The following is a 15,009-nucleotide window of genomic DNA, read 5'->3' on the forward strand; positions in this document are numbered from 1 at the left end:
CACACGGACAGGTGAATCGATCCATCGGATAGTGGTATGGAACGAATGGCGGGATCTCGCACGCGCGAGCGGCGCGCGCGGAGAGCGCGCACGACGGCGCGCAATTCCCCCGGTACCGCGCCGGGTGCGCCGGGCGGGCGTTGACAGGCGGAGCGAAGCGGCAGGAGACTCGGGGCGATCGGGAGGGGTGAACGAGGGTTCACCGCGCGAACATCCGGTCGGAAGACCCCCAGGAAATCCATCACCGAGGACGCTGATGAACGACCCGATGCGTGACGTCTACGTCGTGGACGCCGTCCGGACCCCCGTGGGGAAGTACGGCGGCGCGCTGTCGTCGGTGCGGCCGGACGACCTCGCGGCGCACGTCGTACGGGCCCTCGTCGGCCGCTCGCCCGACCTGGACCCGGCGCGCGTCGACGACGTCGTCATGGGCAATGCCAACGGCGCGGGCGAGGAGAACCGCGACGTGGCCCGGATGGCCGCGCTCCTGGCCGGCCTGCCGGCCGGCGTGCCCGGCGTGACCGTCAACCGGCTGTGCGGATCCGGTCTCGAGGCCGTCATCCAGGCCGCCCGCGCGGTCGCGGTCGGCGACGCCTCGGTCGTGGTGGCCGGCGGCGTCGAGTCGATGTCGCGCGCCCCCTGGGTGCTCCCCAAGCCCGAACGCGCCTTCCCGGCCGGTCACCAGCAGATGTTCTCCACCACGCTCGGCTGGCGCATGACCAACCCGCTGATGCCGAAGGAGTGGACGGTGGCGCTCGGCGAGGGCGCCGAACTCGTCGCCGACCGGCACGGCATCACCCGCGAGGCGCAGGACGCCTTCGCCCTCGCCAGCCACGAGAAGGCCGCCAGAGCCTGGAAGGACGGCGCGTACGACGCCGAGGTGGTGCCGTACGAGGGGGTCGAGCTGCCCCGTGACGAGACGGTGCGGGACAACACCTCCATGGAGGCACTCGGGCGCCTCAAGCCCGCCTTCCGCGACGGCGGCACGGTCACCGCGGGCAACTCCTCGCCGCTCAACGACGGCGCCGCCGCGTTGCTGCTCTGTGACGAGGAGGGGCTGCGCGCGACCGGACGCGAGCCGCTCGCCCGGATCGGCGCCTGCGCGGTGACCGGCATCGAGCCGCAGTTCTTCGGCCTGGGGCCGGTCGAGGCGGTGCGCAAGGCGCTGGCCAGGGCGGGCCGGGACTTCGGCGACCTGACCACCTTCGAGCTCAACGAGGCGTTCGCCGCCCAGGCGTTGGGGTGCCTCGCCGAGTGGCCCGACCTCGACCCGGCGGTGGTCAACCCGCGCGGCGGAGCCATCGCCATCGGCCATCCGCTGGGCGCGTCCGGCGCCCGGCTCGCGGGCGCGGTCGCCCACCAGCTCGCGGCGGCGGGCTCGGGCACCGGACTGGCCGCGCTGTGCATCGGCGTGGGCCAGGGGCTGGCGCTGGTCCTGGAGCGGTGACCCGCCGCGCGGTGACGCGGCGCGCGGTGACGCGGCGCCCGCACGCCTGCGCGTCCTCAGGCCTGCGTACGCCTGCGCGTCCTCAGGCCCCCGCGCCGCTCGGCAGCACGACCCGCAGGAAGCGGTCCAGCATCGCGTTGACCTGGTCGGGCACCTCCAGCTGGACGAAGTGGCCGGCCCCGACCGTACGGCCCAGCGCGACACCCCGGTGCTCGCGGAGCGCGGGCTCCGGCTCGTCCGCCGTGATCGCCAGCAGGGGGACCGCCGCCCGGGCGAGCGCCCCCGCGCCGTCGAACTGAGCCATCGCCCGCATCCCCTCCGCCGCGACCGCCGCCGGCACCACGGCCGCGCCCGCGATCGTCTCCTCGCGGCGCACGGTGTCGGTGGCCAGCATCCGCCGGACGGCGAAGCCGCGGCGCCAGGAGCCGTCGTGGTCCGCGGCGACCTCGGCGACCGACCGCGCGAACCGGGCCTTGGCCGCCTCCCTCGCCAGCGGCGCGGGATCGACCAGGACCGCTGCCGCCACTTCGTCGGGGAACGCCGCGCAGGCCAGCGCGACCAGGCCGCCCAGGCTGTGGCCGACGACGACGGGGCGGCGCAGTCCGGCGTCCCGGACCACCGCGCGCACGTCGTCGGCGAAGGCGGTGACGCCCTAGCTCCCTGGGACGCCGGGGTCGGGGCGGTCGCTGCCGCCGTGCCCGCGCAGGTCGAGCGAGACGACGGCGCGCTCCTCGGCGAAGTGCTCGTGCTGCGGGGCGAAGAAGGACCGGTCGCAGCACCAGCCGTGCACGAGGACCAGCGCCGGGCCGCCGCCGCTCCCGTCCTTCTCGTACGCGATGCGCACGCCACCCGCCGACTCGGCCACCTGCCGCATCCCGGCCTCCACCTCACGCCCCGCACGGGTCGCTCCCGCGTCGGGCGCAGTATGCCGGACGCCACCCGGACATCCCCGTGCGGTCCCGACCGCCGACCTTCGTCCCCGACACCAGCCTCACGCCAGCCTGTTGAACAGCGAAAACCGGCACCGTCACGCCGCCGACAACGCGCCTTCCGGCTCGCCCGGCAGAGCCCGCAGCGACCGCAGGCAGAGCGTCCCGACGGCCGACGTCAGCCCGAACGCCACGCAGCACGCCCAGGGCAGCCACTCGTGCCCGCTGTGCCGGCCTATGTCCATGGCCCAGCCGATCACGAAGTTCCCGCCCGCGCACGCGGCGCCGGAGAAGACGTAGAAGAGACCGAAGTACGTGCCCGTCAGCTCCTCACGACCGAACCGGGGGATCAGCTCCATCACGGCCGGCTGCGCCACCATCAGGCCGAGGTACATCAGGCAGACCCCGGCGGCCAGCGGCAGCGTGCGCAGCACGGCGGCGGAGGCGTCCGGCGGATCCCTGAGGTCCGCCACCAGCGCGGGCGGCACGAACCCGAGCCCCATCAGGGCGAGTCCGGGACCGACCCAGCGCGCCGGGCCGCCGCGGGCCTGGACGAAACGGGTGATGCGCAGTTGGAAGACCAGGTTGGCGATGGTGCCGAGGGTGGGGGGCAGCCCACTCGCCCCGTCCCAGCCGGACGCCCGGCGGGCTCCCTCCGGCATCAGCAGGTACATCTGGTTCTGGAGGGTCGCCATGCCCACCATGGTGGCGGCGAAGGCCATGAAGCTCCGGTTGCCGAACGCCTCGCGCCAGTCGGCCAGCACCCCCGCGCGCGACGGGGACACCTTGTGGGCGGGCAGCGCGAACATCTGGGCCACCGTCAGCACGGCGAACAGCGAGGTGGCGGCGAGCGCGCAGGCCTTGAAGTTCACCAGGAACAGCAGGCTGCCCAGGACCAGCCCGAGCAGGCCTCCGGCGGTCTCGAAGATGTTGAGCAGCCCGAACGCCTCCGCGCTGCGCTCCCGTGCCTCGACGGCCAGGTAGGCGCGGGCCGACGGGTAGAACAGCGCGGCGGACAGGCCGCTCAGCGCCGAGGCGACGAGCACCACCCACGTCCCCTCGCCGAAGGCGAAGAGCCCGAAGCCCACGGTGCGCAGCACGCAGCCGCAGGGGATCACGCGGTGTGCCCCCAGCCGGTCCGCGGCGCTGCCGCCGAGCACGAACAGGGACTGCGAGCACAGGTTGCGCACTCCCAGCACCACCCCGACCAGGGCGGTGGACATCCCGAGGTCTCTGCCGAGGTGCGTCGCGAGGTAGGGGATCAACAGGTAGAAGCCGAAATCAACGGTGAACTGGTTGATCAGCAGCAGTCGTACGGACATGGGAAAGCTACGCAGAGATTTGAGTGTTCCCATATCGGCAGAGTAGGTCCGGAAACGTGTCGAATTTCCATCCGGCTGGAATTGCGACACTTTCCAGCTACAATTGCCATATTTACTGTGCCTGAATTGCCGCTTGTGTAGGTATTTAGGGCGGAATCTCCGAATGTCGGGGCGAGTGGTCTGTCCGAATCATCCCTGTTCAGGTGGCTGCACGCTCGCCGCCTCCAGCCCGTTCCCACCCCCGGCGGCCGGGCGGATTTGCCCTGGTGTGACGCCCGGGGGAATCCCCAACTCCGCGTCGTAATAAGGTAGTTAGGCAGGCGAAGGGTGTGCGGCGCATTGTCGCGGATCACGGAAAGCGGCGTCGCTCGGCGTTCTCTCGGCGCAGCCGGTCGGTCTGCCGGACGAGCGAGTCGACGCGGGTCGCCAGCTGCGGGTGGGTCGCCCTCAGGTGCGGTGGTGCTTCGGCGAGGGGGGAGACCAGGAGCGCGGGGTCGTCCTCGGCCAGTGCCACGGCGAGCCGGGCGATCAGCGCGTGGGCGCCGGGCGGCGGGTCGGCGAGACCGGCGATCTGCCCGGCCAGCTGCCGCAGGTCGGCCGCGTTGCCGCGGGCCCAGGTGGCGACCGTACGGTCGGCGGCACGGCGGTCCCGGGTGGCCCGCACGCGCTGCTCGCCGGTGGTGCCCGGCGCGCCGGGGCGCAGCCGCAGGTAACGCCGTTCTGCCGCCTGGCGGCTGGCGACCCCCAGCGGCGCGGCCAGGTCGGCCCAACTCGCCCCGGCCTGACGGGCCGTCTCGATCAGGCCCGGCTCCCAGTCGGCGAGCTGCTCGCGCAACTGGCGCAGCAGCAGCAGTGCGGCCAGCGCCTCGGCACGGTCGGCCACCCGGTCCTGGCGGTCCGGCTCCGGTGCGCAGTGGTCCCGACGCGACCGGGCCGCGGCGGTCCCGGTGGTCCTGGCGGTACGGACGGCCTCGTCGATGGCCTCGAGCGCGGCCGCCGCGGCCGGGAGGGACGGAGCGGCGCCCGGGGAGGGGTGGTCGTTCGCGGTCATGCACGCACCTCCGTCGCTGTCACCCTCACGATGACATCACCACTTGTCATCGTTTGGACGACATGCTACAAGGAAGAGCAGGTGAAGCGCATTGGCACCAACTGCCTGAGCGACGACGGAGGTGTTTCCCGATGTTGATGCGCACCGACCCCTTCCGCGAGCTGGACCGGCTCACCCAGCAGCTCCTGGGCGCGAACGGCACCTGGTCGCGACCGTCGGCCATGCCGATGGACGCCTACCGCGAGGGCGACCGCTACGTGATCGCCTTCGACCTGCCGGGCGTGCACCCCGACGCGATCGACATCGACGTCGAGCGGAACATGCTCACCGTCAAGGCGGAGCGCCGTCCGGCCGACAGGGGCAAGGAGGTCCAGATGGAGCTGTCCGAGCGGCCGCTGGGCGTCTTCTCCCGTCAGGTGATGCTGGCCGACAGCCTCGACACGGAGCACATCGAGGCGGCCTACGACGCGGGCGTGCTCACTCTGCGGATCCCGATCGCCGAACGCGCCAAGCCGCGCAAGATCGCCGTCAGCGCGGCGGACGAGAAGAAGCAGATCAGCGGCTGAGGGCCCCGGCGGGCGGCGGAGTCCGGCGCGCCGGCGTGCGCGCGCCCCCGCCTCGGCCCGCCGGCCCGGCCGTTCGCCCCGCGACATCGAGGCAGGTGGACGTCATGGCCATGCGATGGGAGAGCTTCCTGGAACAGGTGCGCGAGCGCGGCGAGTACCCGACGCGCTCCGAGGCGGACCGGGCCGCCCGCACCGTGCTGGCGCTGCTCGGCGCCCACCTGGTCGGCGACGTGCGCAGTGAACTGGCCGCCCGGCTGCCGGAGTCCTTCGCGCTGATCCTGCTTAACCCGTTGCAGGCGGCCGAGCCCCTCTCGCCGGAGCGGTTCGTGCGGGCGACCGCGGCCTGGATCGAGGGGGCAACCGAGCGGACCGCCGCCTGGGACGTGGGCGCCGTGCTCAGCGTGGCCGCCGACGCCGCCGGCGAGGACCTCACCCGCCGCATGCTGCTCCAACTCCCACCCGGCTACGACCTGCTCTTCGGCCGCCCGCAGCACGACCCGGCCGAGGAGGCCGCCGCCCGCGACTAGCCCGCGCGACCCCAACTCCACGACCACGTACCCGAGAAAGGCGTCACTCCCGCGATGCTTCCCCAGGCGGAACCCACCACGCCCCCCACGTCCGTCCCCGTCATGTCGTACGCGCAGATGCTGGAGCGCGTCCGCTACGACGGCGCGTACCCCACTCGTGAACGTGCCGAGGACGCCGTCGTGGCCGTCCTGGCCGGTCTCGGGCGGAGACTGACGGGCGAGGAGCGCTTCGAACTCGCCGCCCGCCTGCCCCGTCAGGCGGCCGCGGTCCTCACCGCCGAGATCCCCGGGACGGCGGCGGGGACGGGCTGGGAGTTCGTCAAGGAGGTGGCCGGCCGCACCGGCGGCACCCTCGCCACCACCCGCTGGGACGTGGGCTCCGTGCTGGGCGTGGTGGCCCGCCTCGCGGGCCCCGAACTCCTCGGGCGCATCCTGCGGCAGCTCCCCGGCGGCTACGCGATCCTCTTCGGCCGCGCCGAACTCGTCCAGGCCGCCTGATCCGCGCCGCCGGGAAAACGAGAAGGACCCCCGCTCAGCAGGGGTCCTTCTCGCATGGTGTCCGAGGGGGGACTTGAACCCCCACGCCCGATAAAGGGCACTAGCACCTCAAGCTAGCGCGTCTGCCATTCCGCCACCCGGACCGGGTCGCCGCCACCGGTACCTCCCGGCGCGACGCGGTAAACCATAGCAAAGATTGCCGGGCCCCGATCACCACGAACCCCCAGGTCCGCCCACCGGCCGCGCGGTTGTGACGGGCGTGTGACGACCCGCGGCCGCCTTGGGCGCGACGGCGGCCGCGAGGGAGGATGGCCAGGGAGCCGCGCGGGCGCGGCGATCGTCATGAGGAGGCAACGTGAGCGAGTCGAAGCCGGTACCGACGGTCAGCGGACAGGACGAGGTCGTGGACCTGTGCCGCGACCTGATCCGCATCGACACCAGCAACTACGGCGACCACTCGGGCCCCGGCGAGCGGGTGGCGGCCGAGTACGTCGCCGAGAAGCTCGCCGAGGTCGGGCTCGAACCGCAGGTCTTCGAATCGCACAAGGGCCGCGCCTCCACCGTCGCGCGCATCGCGGGCGAGGACCCGTCGCGGCCCGCCCTGCTGATCCACGGCCACCTGGACGTGGTCCCCGCCAACGCCGACGACTGGACCCACCACCCGTTCGCCGGTGAGATCGCGGACGAGTGCGTGTGGGGGCGCGGCGCGGTCGACATGAAGGACATGGACGCGATGACGCTGGCCGTCGTGCGTGACCGGCTGCGCAGCGGTCGAAGGCCCCCGCGCGACATCGTGCTGGCGTTCCTGGCTGACGAGGAGGCGGGCGGCGTCTGGGGCGCCAAGCACCTGGTGCGCGAGCACCCCGACCTGTTCGAGGGCGTCACCGAGGCGATCGGAGAGGTGGGCGGGTTCTCCTTCACGGTCAACGAGCAGTTGCGGCTGTACCTGGTGGAGACCGCGGAGAAGGGCATGCACTGGATGCGCCTCACCGTGGACGGCACCGCGGGCCACGGCTCGATGACCAACGACGACAACGCCATCACGGAGCTGTGCGAGGCGGTCGCCCGGCTCGGCCGCCACAAGTTCCCGGTGCGCGTCACCAAGACCGTGCGGTCCTTCCTGGACGAGTTGTCCGACGCGCTGGGCACCCCGCTCGACCCGGAGGACATGGACGCCACGCTCGCCAAGCTCGGCGGCATCGCCAAGCTGATCGGGGCCACGCTGCGCAACACCGCGCAGCCGACCATGCTGGGCGCCGGGTACAAGGTCAACGTCATCCCCGGACAGGCCGTCGCGCATGTGGACGGCCGGTTCCTGCCGGGCTTCGAGGAGGAGTTCCTCGCCGACCTCGACCGGGTGCTCGGGCCGCGGGTCAAGCGGGAGGACGTGCACGCCGACAAGGCGCTGGAGACCAGCTTCGACGGCTCCCTGGTGGACGCCATGCAGTCGGCGCTGCGGGCCGAGGATCCGATCGCGCGGGCCGTGCCGTACTGCCTGTCCGGCGGCACCGACGCCAAGTCCTTCGACGACCTGGGCATCCGCTGCTTCGGCTTCGCGCCGCTGCGGCTTCCTGAGGAACTGGACTTCGCCGGCATGTTCCACGGCGTGGACGAGCGGGTTCCGGTCGACGGGCTCAAGTTCGGCGTGCGCGTTCTCGACCGGTTCCTGGACCAGTGCTGACCCTCCACCGCTCGGGCGCTGACCGGAGTTGACGCGGCGTCAGCTCACGGCGACAGCTCGCGCGGCGGGTTCCGACCGCGCACCGATCATTCGGTTACGTGTGCGGCCTTAGCCGGAACGGGTGAATGGATTCGATCGCTCGTTGCCCGCCCCCGGCGACCTCGTTAGGTCAGTGCGGTCCGCGGCTGGGACCGCACTGCCAACGAGGAGGAACAATGATCAAGAAGGTCGTCGCCGCCGCGGCTGCCACCACCGGCCTGGTGCTCGCGGGCGCCGGCATCGCCGTCGCCGACTCCGGTGCCCAGGGCGCCGCGGTGCAGTCCCCCGGTGTCATCTCCGGCAACGTGATCCAGGTCCCGGTTCACATTCCGGTCAACGTCTGCGGCAACACCGTGGACGTCATCGGTCTGCTCAACCCCGCCTTCGGCAACGCCTGCGTCAACAAGTGACGTCGCGTCGGACCCCAGCGGTCTGACCTGTCCGGCCCTGGAGCGCTGTCGCGCTCCGGGGCCGTCAGTGGTCTCCAGGGACACCAGTGGTCTTCGGGGGCCAGGTCACGACGAGTCCACCGTCGGACTCGCTCAGCGCGGGCGGTCGCCCGCGTGTACCCGGATACACCAGAAGGCAGGGAACACATGAGGCAGGTCGCGAAGAAGGGCCTGATCACCGCTGTCGCCACCGGAGGCGTCCTCGCCGTCACCGGCGGCTGCGCCTACGCGGACGCGGGCGCGACCGGAGCCGCGGTCGGATCCCCCGGGGTCCTGTCCGGCAACACCGTCCAGGTGCCGGTCCACGTGCCGGTCAACGTCTGCGGCAACACCGTCAACGTGGTCGGCGCGCTCAACCCGGCGTTCGGCAACAAGTGCGCCAACGTCTCGGCCCACCACGGCCACGGTCACGGCGCCGGGCACGCCGCGGCGGGCTCCGGCGCGGTCGGCCACAGCGTCGGCTCCCCGGGTGTCGGCTCGGGCAACACCGCGCAGGTGCCGGTCCACGTCCCGGTGAACGCGTGCGGCAACTCCGTCGACGTGGTCGGCGCACTCAACCCCACGTTCGGCAACAGTTGCGGCAACGTCTCGGTCACCCACGAGCACAAGCCCACTCCGCCGCACCACTGCCCGCCGCCGCATCACGTGACGCCGCCGCAGCACCACCACCACGGCCACCAGCCGCCGCCGCACCACTGCCCGCCGCCGCACCACGTGACGCCGCCGCAGCACCACACGCCGCCGGCCCCCCAGCACCACACGCCGCCGGCGCACCACGCGCCCGTCCCGTCGCAGCCGGTGCACTACGCCCCGCCGCAGCACGTGACGACGCCGCCGGTGCTCGCGCACACCGGTGCCGACCAGGCCGGGACCGCGGGCATCGCCGGTGCCGCGTTCCTGCTCGCCGGTGTCACGCTGTACCGCAAGGGACGCGCCGTAGCCGGTCGCTGACCCGCGCACAGCCGGCCGTGCCGCCGCCCGGCAGCGGGCGGACCCGCCAGGCCATGGCGTTCAGGAACAGGGCCGGGGCAGCCGCGTTCTCGCGGCCGCCCCGGCCCTGCCCTTGTGCGCCACGGTCACCAGGTGGCGCGGACCTGGCGGATGATCCGGCGCCGCAGCCGCACCTTGCGGCTCCCGTCCGGATACAGCCGCAGGCGCTCCAGTTCCCAGTGCCCGTACTCGGCGTGGTCGGTCAGCAGGCGCCGTGTGGCGTTGCGGGAGACGCCCCTCGGGACGTACACGTCTTGAAACTCGTATTCCGGCATCGGATCCATTGTGCGGCCAACCGCCCTGTGCGGATAGCGTCTGCCTCATGTCTGATGCCGCGCAGCCAACCGTTGCCGAGGTACGCGCCGCCGCCGAGGCGGTCAAAGCAGCCATCGACCGCCATCTGGCCGCCATCGAGAACCGCATCGGCGACGACGACCCGGCCGTCTTCGCCGCGTTCGACGACCTCGCCACCGCGGCCGAGGCCTACGACGAGCTGCTCTACGACACCTATGACGAGGTCACGCCCTTCGAGATCCCCACGGACACGCTGCCCGCCTACTCCGGGCCCAGGGAGCCGAACGCGATCAGCCTGCTGATCCGGCGCGACTACGCCGTCACCGACCCGCAGCGGCTGCTCGCCCAGGCCGAACGCGTCGGCGGCCCGGCCGGTGCGGGCGGCGGCGGGGTGGGCGCCGGGATCGGCGTGCTGTTCGGCGAGTTCGAACCGGACGAGATCGCCGCGCGCCACAAGGAGTTCGGTTTGGAGGAGGGCGACTCCACGCTGTGGGTGTCGGCCGCGGAACCCGCGGAGCCGGGGGAGTGGCTGTCCGCGCCGTTCGACCAGGCCGACCCCGCCATGGTGATCTGCCGCTTCGACGTCAGCGCGGTCTTCGACGACGAGGGCGACGAGGACTACGACGGGAACGGCGCCACCAAAGCCGCGAGCGGCGGCGCCGGGACGGCGGGGGCCACGACGGACGACTGAACCCGCAAAGCCCGCGGGGCCCACCGTGCCGGTGGGCCCCGCGGTGCGACGTCAGGCCTGCGCGACCGCCTCCGCGTCCGCCGTCTGCTCGCGCAGGACGGCCCGCAGCCGTGTCGTGCGCTCCTTCGCCGGGACCTCCCGTACCGCCTGGGCCAGCACCTGGTCGACACCCTGGACGACGGACAGGTGGCGCTGCGCACGGCTGAACGCCGTGTAGACCCAGGAGCGGGTCAGCGACGGCGCGGCGTCGCCCGGCAGCACCACGACCACCGCGGGCCAGCACGTGCCCACCGCCTGGTGCGCGGTGACCGCCCAGCCGTGCCGCAGCGCGCCGCGCACCCGCTCCGGCGGCACCACGACCGGCGTGCCCTCGCAGTCCAGGCGCAGGCCCTCGGCGTCACCCGAGACCACGGTCCCCGGCACCGCCAGGCCGGGGCCCTGCACGTACACCACCCGGTCTCCGGGGTCGAAGCCGGCGAACCGGCCGGGGCCGGGATTCAGCCGTTCCTTGAGCGCCGCGTTGAGCGCCCGCGTGCCCGCCAGGCCGCCGTGGCCGGGGGTGACGACCTGGGTCCGCTCCGCCGGGACGCCGATGACCCGGGGCACGGAATCGGCCACCAACTGCACCGTGCGGTGCACCGCCTCGGCCGGCTCGCGCACCGGGACGATCACGACTTCCCTGCCCGGCGCCTCGACCGGCTCCAGCTCGCCGATCGCGATGCCCGACACCAGGTCGCCGACCGGGCCCGGGTCCGGGGTGCGCGAGACGACCTGCGGGCACACCTTCGCCGCCAGCAGGTCGGCGAACGCCCGGCCGGGACCCGCCGACCACAGCACCGCGGGATCGCCGCTGAGGACCAGCCGCGCGCCGTCCGGCACCGCCTCGACCAGCGTCGCCGCGCGCTCGACGTCCAGCTGCGGCGCGTCGAGCACGGCCAGCAGGTCGAGTTCGAGCGCGCCGTCCGCGCCGCGTCCGGGGCCCTCGGCGCCGGAGAGCAGCCCGTCGACGGTGACCGCGGCGCCCTCGGCCCCGGTGCCCAGCAGCGCGGCCAGCCGCCGCCTGCCGCCCTCGGTGTGCGCCGCCGCCCAGGCGCGCAGCCCGGCGGCGCGGGCCGCAGCGACCAGGGCGGCCGGCTCGGCGCGGGCCGCCTCGCCGCCGGTGTGCGCCACCAGACCGCTCCCGGCGACGGCCCGGACCAGCGCGGCGGCCGACGGCGAGGGCGCGGCGGCCTCGATCGCGGCCCAGTCCGCCCGTCCGCGGGCGGCGACGGGGACGGCGGCGTCGTCCTCGGCGCCGGTGCCGGCATCGGCCGCCGCGGTGTCGCCACCGGCAGCCTCCTCGGCGGAGCCGTCCGTCCCGGCCGCGTCCGCCTCGGCCTCACCGCCCAACGGCGGCCCCCCGTCGCCCTGTTCGCCCGATTCCGCCTCGAAGGTGTTCAGCAGCCGTACCAGCCCGTCCGCGAGGCTCTCCTCGGCCAGCGCGTACCGGTCGAGCGCCAGCAGCACGGTGACCGGCGGCCCCTCGTCGCCGGAGGGCGCGGGACGTCCCGCGCCCTCCGGCTCGTCCTGGAAGACCATCACCTGGCCCTCCTCGACAGCCCTGCGCAACGCGTCCTCCGCGTCCGGCACCGACTGCCCGCGCAGTGCCTCCAGCAGTACGGACCATTCCAGCGCGGTGTGCCCGGCGTCCGCGGCGCGGCGCATCAGCCAGCCGGTGACGGCCCGGCCGCGCCGCTCGTCACCGGGGCCGCAGGCGTCGCCGAGCAGCACGCGGGCGAAGCCGTCCGCCTGGTCGGGCCGCACCCCCGAGAGGGAGAGCACCAGCCAGGGGTCCTCGGCGAGCAGCTCCCCGGCGCGCTCGCCGAGCGCCTCGACGGCGGGGCCGGCCAGCGTCTGAGGCGCTCCACCCCGCGCCAGCACCGCCCGCGCGGCGGCCAGCGGCTCCTGGGGCAGCGGCGCGGAAGGCGCGGGAACGGCGGCGGGGGCCGCGGCGGGAGGCGCCGCCGGGGCGGACGCGGGCGCCTCGGCACGCGGCCGGGGCGGCGCCGACGCGGCACGGGACTCGTCGGCCGGTTCGCGGCGCTCGATGGCCTTCACGGCCGCCGCGAGCCGCGCGAGCTCAAGGGAGCCGCCCGGCGCCCCCGCGCCACCGGCGGCGGACTGCCGTCCGGTCGGCTCCGCCCGCCCGGGCGTGCGCTCCGCCGGTGCCCCGTCCGCCCCGTCCGTGCTGCTCATCGTGCTTCCTCGCCTGCCTCACTCACAGCGTGCTCCAGCCGTCGTCCGGGTACCGGTGCACGGGCGCCGACACGTCGTCCAGCGCCTGGTTGATCTCTTCCGGAAGCGTAAGGGCCTCCACTGACAACGCCTCGCCGAGCTGCCGCGCGTCGCGGGCGCCGAGGACCGGCGCGGTCACCCCGGGCCGGTCGCGCACCCACGCGAGCGCCACCTGGAGCGGGGAGACCGCCAGCCCGTCGGCGGCGGTCACCACCGCGTCGACGATGTGCCCGGCCGCGTCGTCCAGGTAGGGCGCGACGAACGGCGCGAGGTGTTCGGATGCGCCCCGGGAGTCCTGCGGGACGCCGTTGCGGTACTTGGCCGTCAGCACCCCCCGGCCCAGCGGCGAGGAGGGCAGCAGGCCCACCCCGAGGTCGCGTGCGGCGGGCAGCACCTCGCGCTCCACCCCGCGTTGCAGCAGCGAGTACTCCATCTGTATCGAGGCCAGCGGGGTCCGGCCGATGCCGGCGAGCTGCCAGGTGGCGGCCTTGGCCAGCTGCCAGCCGGAGAAGTTCGACACCCCGGCGTAGCGCGCGCGTCCGGTGGAGACCGCGATGTCCAGCGCCTGGAGCGTCTCCTCCAGCGGCGTCCCGGCGTCGAAGGCGTGCACCTGCCACAGGTCCACGTGGTCGGTGCCCAGCCGCCGCAACGAGGCGTCCAGCGCGGACAGCAGGTGGCCGCGCGAGCAGTCGAAGCGCCGGTCGGGGTGCGGGACGCTGCCCGCCTTGGTGGCGATCACCAGGTCGGAGCGTGGCACGAGGTTCTCCAGGAGCCGCCCGAGCAGGTACTCCGCCCCGCCGTCGGCGTACACGTCGGCGGTGTCGACCAGGCTGCCGCCCGCTTCCCAGAAGGTCTTCAGCTGGTCCGCCGCGTCGCGTTCGCCGGTGTCCCGGCCCCACGTCAAAGTGCCCAACCCCAGTCGCGAGACGCGCAACCCCGTACGGCCGAGATGCCTTTGCTCCATGTCCGGTGACACTACTGGCCGACGGCCCGCCGTGGCGCGGTGTGGCACACCCGACAGGCGTGGAAGGGGCCGGACCGCGCTACAGTCCGGAAGGACGACGACGTTACTGTTCAGTAGGGAGACCGTTATGCGGCTCGGCATCAACCTCGGCTACTGGGGTGCCGGAATGGACGCGGACAACCTCGCGGTCGCGCGCGAGGCGGACCGGCTCGGCTACGCGGTCTGCTGGGCCGCCGAGGCGTACGGGTCCGACGCGGCGACCGTGCTGTCGTGGGTGGCGGCCCAGACCGAGCGGATCGACGTCGGCTCCGCGATCTTCCAGATCCCGGCGCGCACCCCGGCGATGACCGCGATGACCGCCGCCACGCTGGACACCCTCTCCGGCGGCCGGTTCCGGCTGGGCCTCGGCGTGTCCGGGCCGCAGGTGTCCGAGGGCTGGTACGGCGTGAAGTTCGACAAGCCGCTGGCGCGCACCCGCGAGTACGTGGAGATCGTCCGCAAGGCGATGTCCCGCGAACGCCTGTCGCACGAAGGCGAGCACTGGACGCTGCCGCTGCCCGGCGGCCCCGGCAAGCCGCTGAAGCTGACGGTGCACCCGGTGCGCGAGCACATCCCGCTGTACATCGCCGCCATCGGCCCGAAGAACCTGGAGCAGACCGGCGAGATCGCCGACGGCGCGCTGCTGATCTTCCCCTCCGCCGAGCACCTTCAGGAGACCGCCATCGCCCCGATCCGCGCGGGCCGCGAGAGGGTGGGCCAGACCATGGACGGCTTCGACGTCTGCCCGACCCTGCCGATCGCGCTCGGCGACGACGTGGACGCGCTGGCCGACCTCTTCCGCCCGTACACCGCGCTGTACGTCGGCGGCATGGGCAGCCGCAAGCAGAACTTCTACAACCGGCTCGCCCAGCGCATGGGGTACGAGAAGGAAGCCGCCGAGATCCAGGACAAGTACCTGGCCGGCGACAAGGACGGCGCCGCCGCCGCCGTGCCGCGCGACCTGATCGACTCCACCAGCCTGCTCGGCGGCGTCGAGCGCATCGCCGACCGCATGCGCGCCTACGCCGAGGCGGGCGTCACCACGCTCACCCTGACCCCGGCGGGCTTCACCCTGGACGAGCGGCTGGCGGCCCTGCGCGCCGGAGTCGAGGCAGCGGAGCACGCCGGCCTGGCGTGATCCCACGCGCCGCGGCCCGGCCCGTGCCGGACACCCGCCCGGCGGCGGACGTCCAACGCCCGCCGCCGGGCGGGTGGTTGACGGCCACGTCAGGGTCAGGCCGGCGTAAG

The 15,009-nt window shown here is 73.9% G+C and carries 14 protein-coding genes, 1 tRNA gene and 1 pseudogene; 9 read left to right on the forward strand and 7 right to left on the reverse strand.

The window, feature by feature from the left end; all coding sequences use genetic code 11:
* The first annotated feature begins 256 nt into the window (after nucleotides 1-256).
* Entirely contained in the window at nucleotides 257-1,447 is a 1,191-nt protein-coding gene (locus CK485_RS24585) for a thiolase family protein (protein WP_109454016.1), read from the forward strand.
* 82 nt (nucleotides 1,448-1,529) lie between these two features.
* Here the strand turns inward: CK485_RS24585 and CK485_RS24590 are convergent.
* The 3 genes and pseudogenes from CK485_RS24590 to CK485_RS24605 all read right to left on the reverse strand — a co-directional run bounded on the left by CK485_RS24590 (nucleotide 1,530) and on the right by CK485_RS24605 (nucleotide 4,749).
* Nucleotides 1,530-2,321, reverse strand: a pseudogene (locus CK485_RS24590) (alpha/beta hydrolase).
* Nucleotides 2,322-2,474: 153 nt separating this feature from the next.
* The gene (locus tag CK485_RS24600; RefSeq protein WP_241968568.1) at nucleotides 2,475-3,698 is read right to left on the reverse strand and encodes an MFS transporter; all 1,224 of its coding nucleotides are present in this window, start codon (nucleotides 3,696-3,698) and stop codon (nucleotides 2,475-2,477) included.
* A 349-nt stretch (nucleotides 3,699-4,047) separates the two neighbouring features.
* Complete coding sequence (locus CK485_RS24605) at nucleotides 4,048-4,749, reverse strand: type III effector protein (RefSeq protein WP_109454020.1); 702 nt, start codon at nucleotides 4,747-4,749, stop codon at nucleotides 4,048-4,050.
* A 131-nt stretch (nucleotides 4,750-4,880) separates the two neighbouring features.
* Here CK485_RS24605 and CK485_RS24610 point away from each other — a divergent pair, with 131 nt between their 5' ends.
* From CK485_RS24610 to CK485_RS24620, 3 genes are all read left to right on the forward strand, one after another.
* The gene (locus tag CK485_RS24610) at nucleotides 4,881-5,315 is read left to right on the forward strand and encodes an Hsp20/alpha crystallin family protein (RefSeq protein WP_109454021.1); all 435 of its coding nucleotides are present in this window, start codon (nucleotides 4,881-4,883) and stop codon (nucleotides 5,313-5,315) included.
* A gap of 104 nt (nucleotides 5,316-5,419) precedes the next feature.
* The gene (locus CK485_RS24615) at nucleotides 5,420-5,842 is read left to right on the forward strand and encodes a DUF2267 domain-containing protein (protein ID WP_109454406.1); all 423 of its coding nucleotides are present in this window, start codon (nucleotides 5,420-5,422) and stop codon (nucleotides 5,840-5,842) included.
* A gap of 102 nt (nucleotides 5,843-5,944) precedes the next feature.
* The gene (locus CK485_RS24620; protein ID WP_109454022.1) at nucleotides 5,945-6,340 is read left to right on the forward strand and encodes a DUF2267 domain-containing protein; all 396 of its coding nucleotides are present in this window, start codon (nucleotides 5,945-5,947) and stop codon (nucleotides 6,338-6,340) included.
* 55 nt (nucleotides 6,341-6,395) lie between these two features.
* On the opposite strand, the gene CK485_RS24625 is transcribed toward CK485_RS24620, so the two are convergent.
* Nucleotides 6,396-6,483: transfer RNA gene (locus CK485_RS24625), tRNA-Leu, on the reverse strand.
* Between the two features lie 212 nt (nucleotides 6,484-6,695).
* Between CK485_RS24625 and CK485_RS24630 the strand changes: the two genes are divergently transcribed.
* The 3 genes from CK485_RS24630 (at nucleotide 6,696) to CK485_RS24640 (ending at nucleotide 9,460) form a co-directional block, all read left to right on the forward strand.
* Nucleotides 6,696-8,021 carry a M20/M25/M40 family metallo-hydrolase gene (locus tag CK485_RS24630; RefSeq protein WP_109454023.1) on the forward strand — a complete coding sequence of 442 codons (1,326 nt, stop codon included), beginning with the start codon at nucleotides 6,696-6,698 and terminating at the stop codon, nucleotides 8,019-8,021.
* Between the two features lie 215 nt (nucleotides 8,022-8,236).
* Complete coding sequence (gene chpH / locus CK485_RS24635) at nucleotides 8,237-8,470, forward strand: chaplin ChpH (protein ID WP_109454024.1); 234 nt, start codon at nucleotides 8,237-8,239, stop codon at nucleotides 8,468-8,470.
* 186 nt (nucleotides 8,471-8,656) lie between these two features.
* Nucleotides 8,657-9,460 carry a chaplin gene (locus tag CK485_RS24640; protein WP_109454025.1) on the forward strand — a complete coding sequence of 268 codons (804 nt, stop codon included), beginning with the start codon at nucleotides 8,657-8,659 and terminating at the stop codon, nucleotides 9,458-9,460.
* Nucleotides 9,461-9,585: 125 nt separating this feature from the next.
* Here CK485_RS24640 and CK485_RS24645 read toward each other — a convergent pair whose 3' ends face one another.
* A complete protein-coding gene (locus CK485_RS24645; protein WP_109454407.1) occupies nucleotides 9,586-9,774 on the reverse strand; it encodes a DUF5703 family protein in 189 nt (62 codons plus the stop codon).
* Nucleotides 9,775-9,821: 47 nt separating this feature from the next.
* On the opposite strand from CK485_RS24645, the gene CK485_RS24650 reads away from it, so the two are divergent.
* Nucleotides 9,822-10,484 carry a hypothetical protein gene (locus tag CK485_RS24650; RefSeq protein WP_241968569.1) on the forward strand — a complete coding sequence of 221 codons (663 nt, stop codon included), beginning with the start codon at nucleotides 9,822-9,824 and terminating at the stop codon, nucleotides 10,482-10,484.
* Between the two features lie 51 nt (nucleotides 10,485-10,535).
* Here CK485_RS24650 and CK485_RS24655 read toward each other — a convergent pair whose 3' ends face one another.
* Together CK485_RS24655 and CK485_RS24660 are read right to left on the reverse strand one after the other, a co-directional pair.
* On the reverse strand, nucleotides 10,536-12,719 hold the full coding sequence (locus tag CK485_RS24655) for an ATP-binding domain-containing protein (RefSeq protein ID WP_109454026.1): 2,184 nt from the start codon (nucleotides 12,717-12,719) through the stop codon (nucleotides 10,536-10,538).
* Nucleotides 12,720-12,741: 22 nt separating this feature from the next.
* Nucleotides 12,742-13,722 (reverse strand): aldo/keto reductase, encoded by a 981-nt coding sequence (locus CK485_RS24660; protein WP_109454027.1) that lies wholly within the window; start codon nucleotides 13,720-13,722, stop codon nucleotides 12,742-12,744.
* 127 nt (nucleotides 13,723-13,849) lie between these two features.
* Here CK485_RS24660 and CK485_RS24665 point away from each other — a divergent pair, with 127 nt between their 5' ends.
* Nucleotides 13,850-14,899, forward strand: a complete 1,050-nt coding sequence (locus CK485_RS24665; RefSeq protein ID WP_109454028.1) for an LLM class F420-dependent oxidoreductase — start codon at nucleotides 13,850-13,852, stop codon at nucleotides 14,897-14,899.
* The last annotated feature ends 110 nt before the right edge of the window (nucleotides 14,900-15,009 follow it).

It is taken from the genome of Streptomyces sp. ICBB 8177 (assembly GCF_003144095.1).
Classification (GTDB): Bacteria; Actinomycetota; Actinomycetes; order Streptomycetales; family Streptomycetaceae; genus Streptantibioticus_D.

Coding starts and splice junctions, on each gene's coding strand:
- CK485_RS24605 (WP_109454020.1), bottom strand. CDS start 4,749: ATGACCGCGAACGACCACCCCTCCCCGGGCGCCGCTCCGTCCCTCCCG.
- CK485_RS24655 (WP_109454026.1), bottom strand. CDS start 12,719: ATGAGCAGCACGGACGGGGCGGACGGGGCACCGGCGGAGCGCACGCCC.
- CK485_RS24610 (WP_109454021.1), top strand. CDS start 4,881: ATGTTGATGCGCACCGACCCCTTCCGCGAGCTGGACCGGCTCACCCAG.
- CK485_RS24585 (WP_109454016.1), top strand. CDS start 257: ATGAACGACCCGATGCGTGACGTCTACGTCGTGGACGCCGTCCGGACC.
- CK485_RS24645 (WP_109454407.1), bottom strand. CDS start 9,774: ATGCCGGAATACGAGTTTCAAGACGTGTACGTCCCGAGGGGCGTCTCC.
- CK485_RS24650 (WP_241968569.1), top strand. CDS start 9,822: ATGTCTGATGCCGCGCAGCCAACCGTTGCCGAGGTACGCGCCGCCGCC.
- chpH (WP_109454024.1), top strand. CDS start 8,237: ATGATCAAGAAGGTCGTCGCCGCCGCGGCTGCCACCACCGGCCTGGTG.
- CK485_RS24665 (WP_109454028.1), top strand. CDS start 13,850: ATGCGGCTCGGCATCAACCTCGGCTACTGGGGTGCCGGAATGGACGCG.
- CK485_RS24615 (WP_109454406.1), top strand. CDS start 5,420: ATGGCCATGCGATGGGAGAGCTTCCTGGAACAGGTGCGCGAGCGCGGC.
- CK485_RS24660 (WP_109454027.1), bottom strand. CDS start 13,722: ATGGAGCAAAGGCATCTCGGCCGTACGGGGTTGCGCGTCTCGCGACTG.
- CK485_RS24600 (WP_241968568.1), bottom strand. CDS start 3,698: ATGTCCGTACGACTGCTGCTGATCAACCAGTTCACCGTTGATTTCGGC.
- CK485_RS24620 (WP_109454022.1), top strand. CDS start 5,945: ATGTCGTACGCGCAGATGCTGGAGCGCGTCCGCTACGACGGCGCGTAC.
- CK485_RS24640 (WP_109454025.1), top strand. CDS start 8,657: ATGAGGCAGGTCGCGAAGAAGGGCCTGATCACCGCTGTCGCCACCGGA.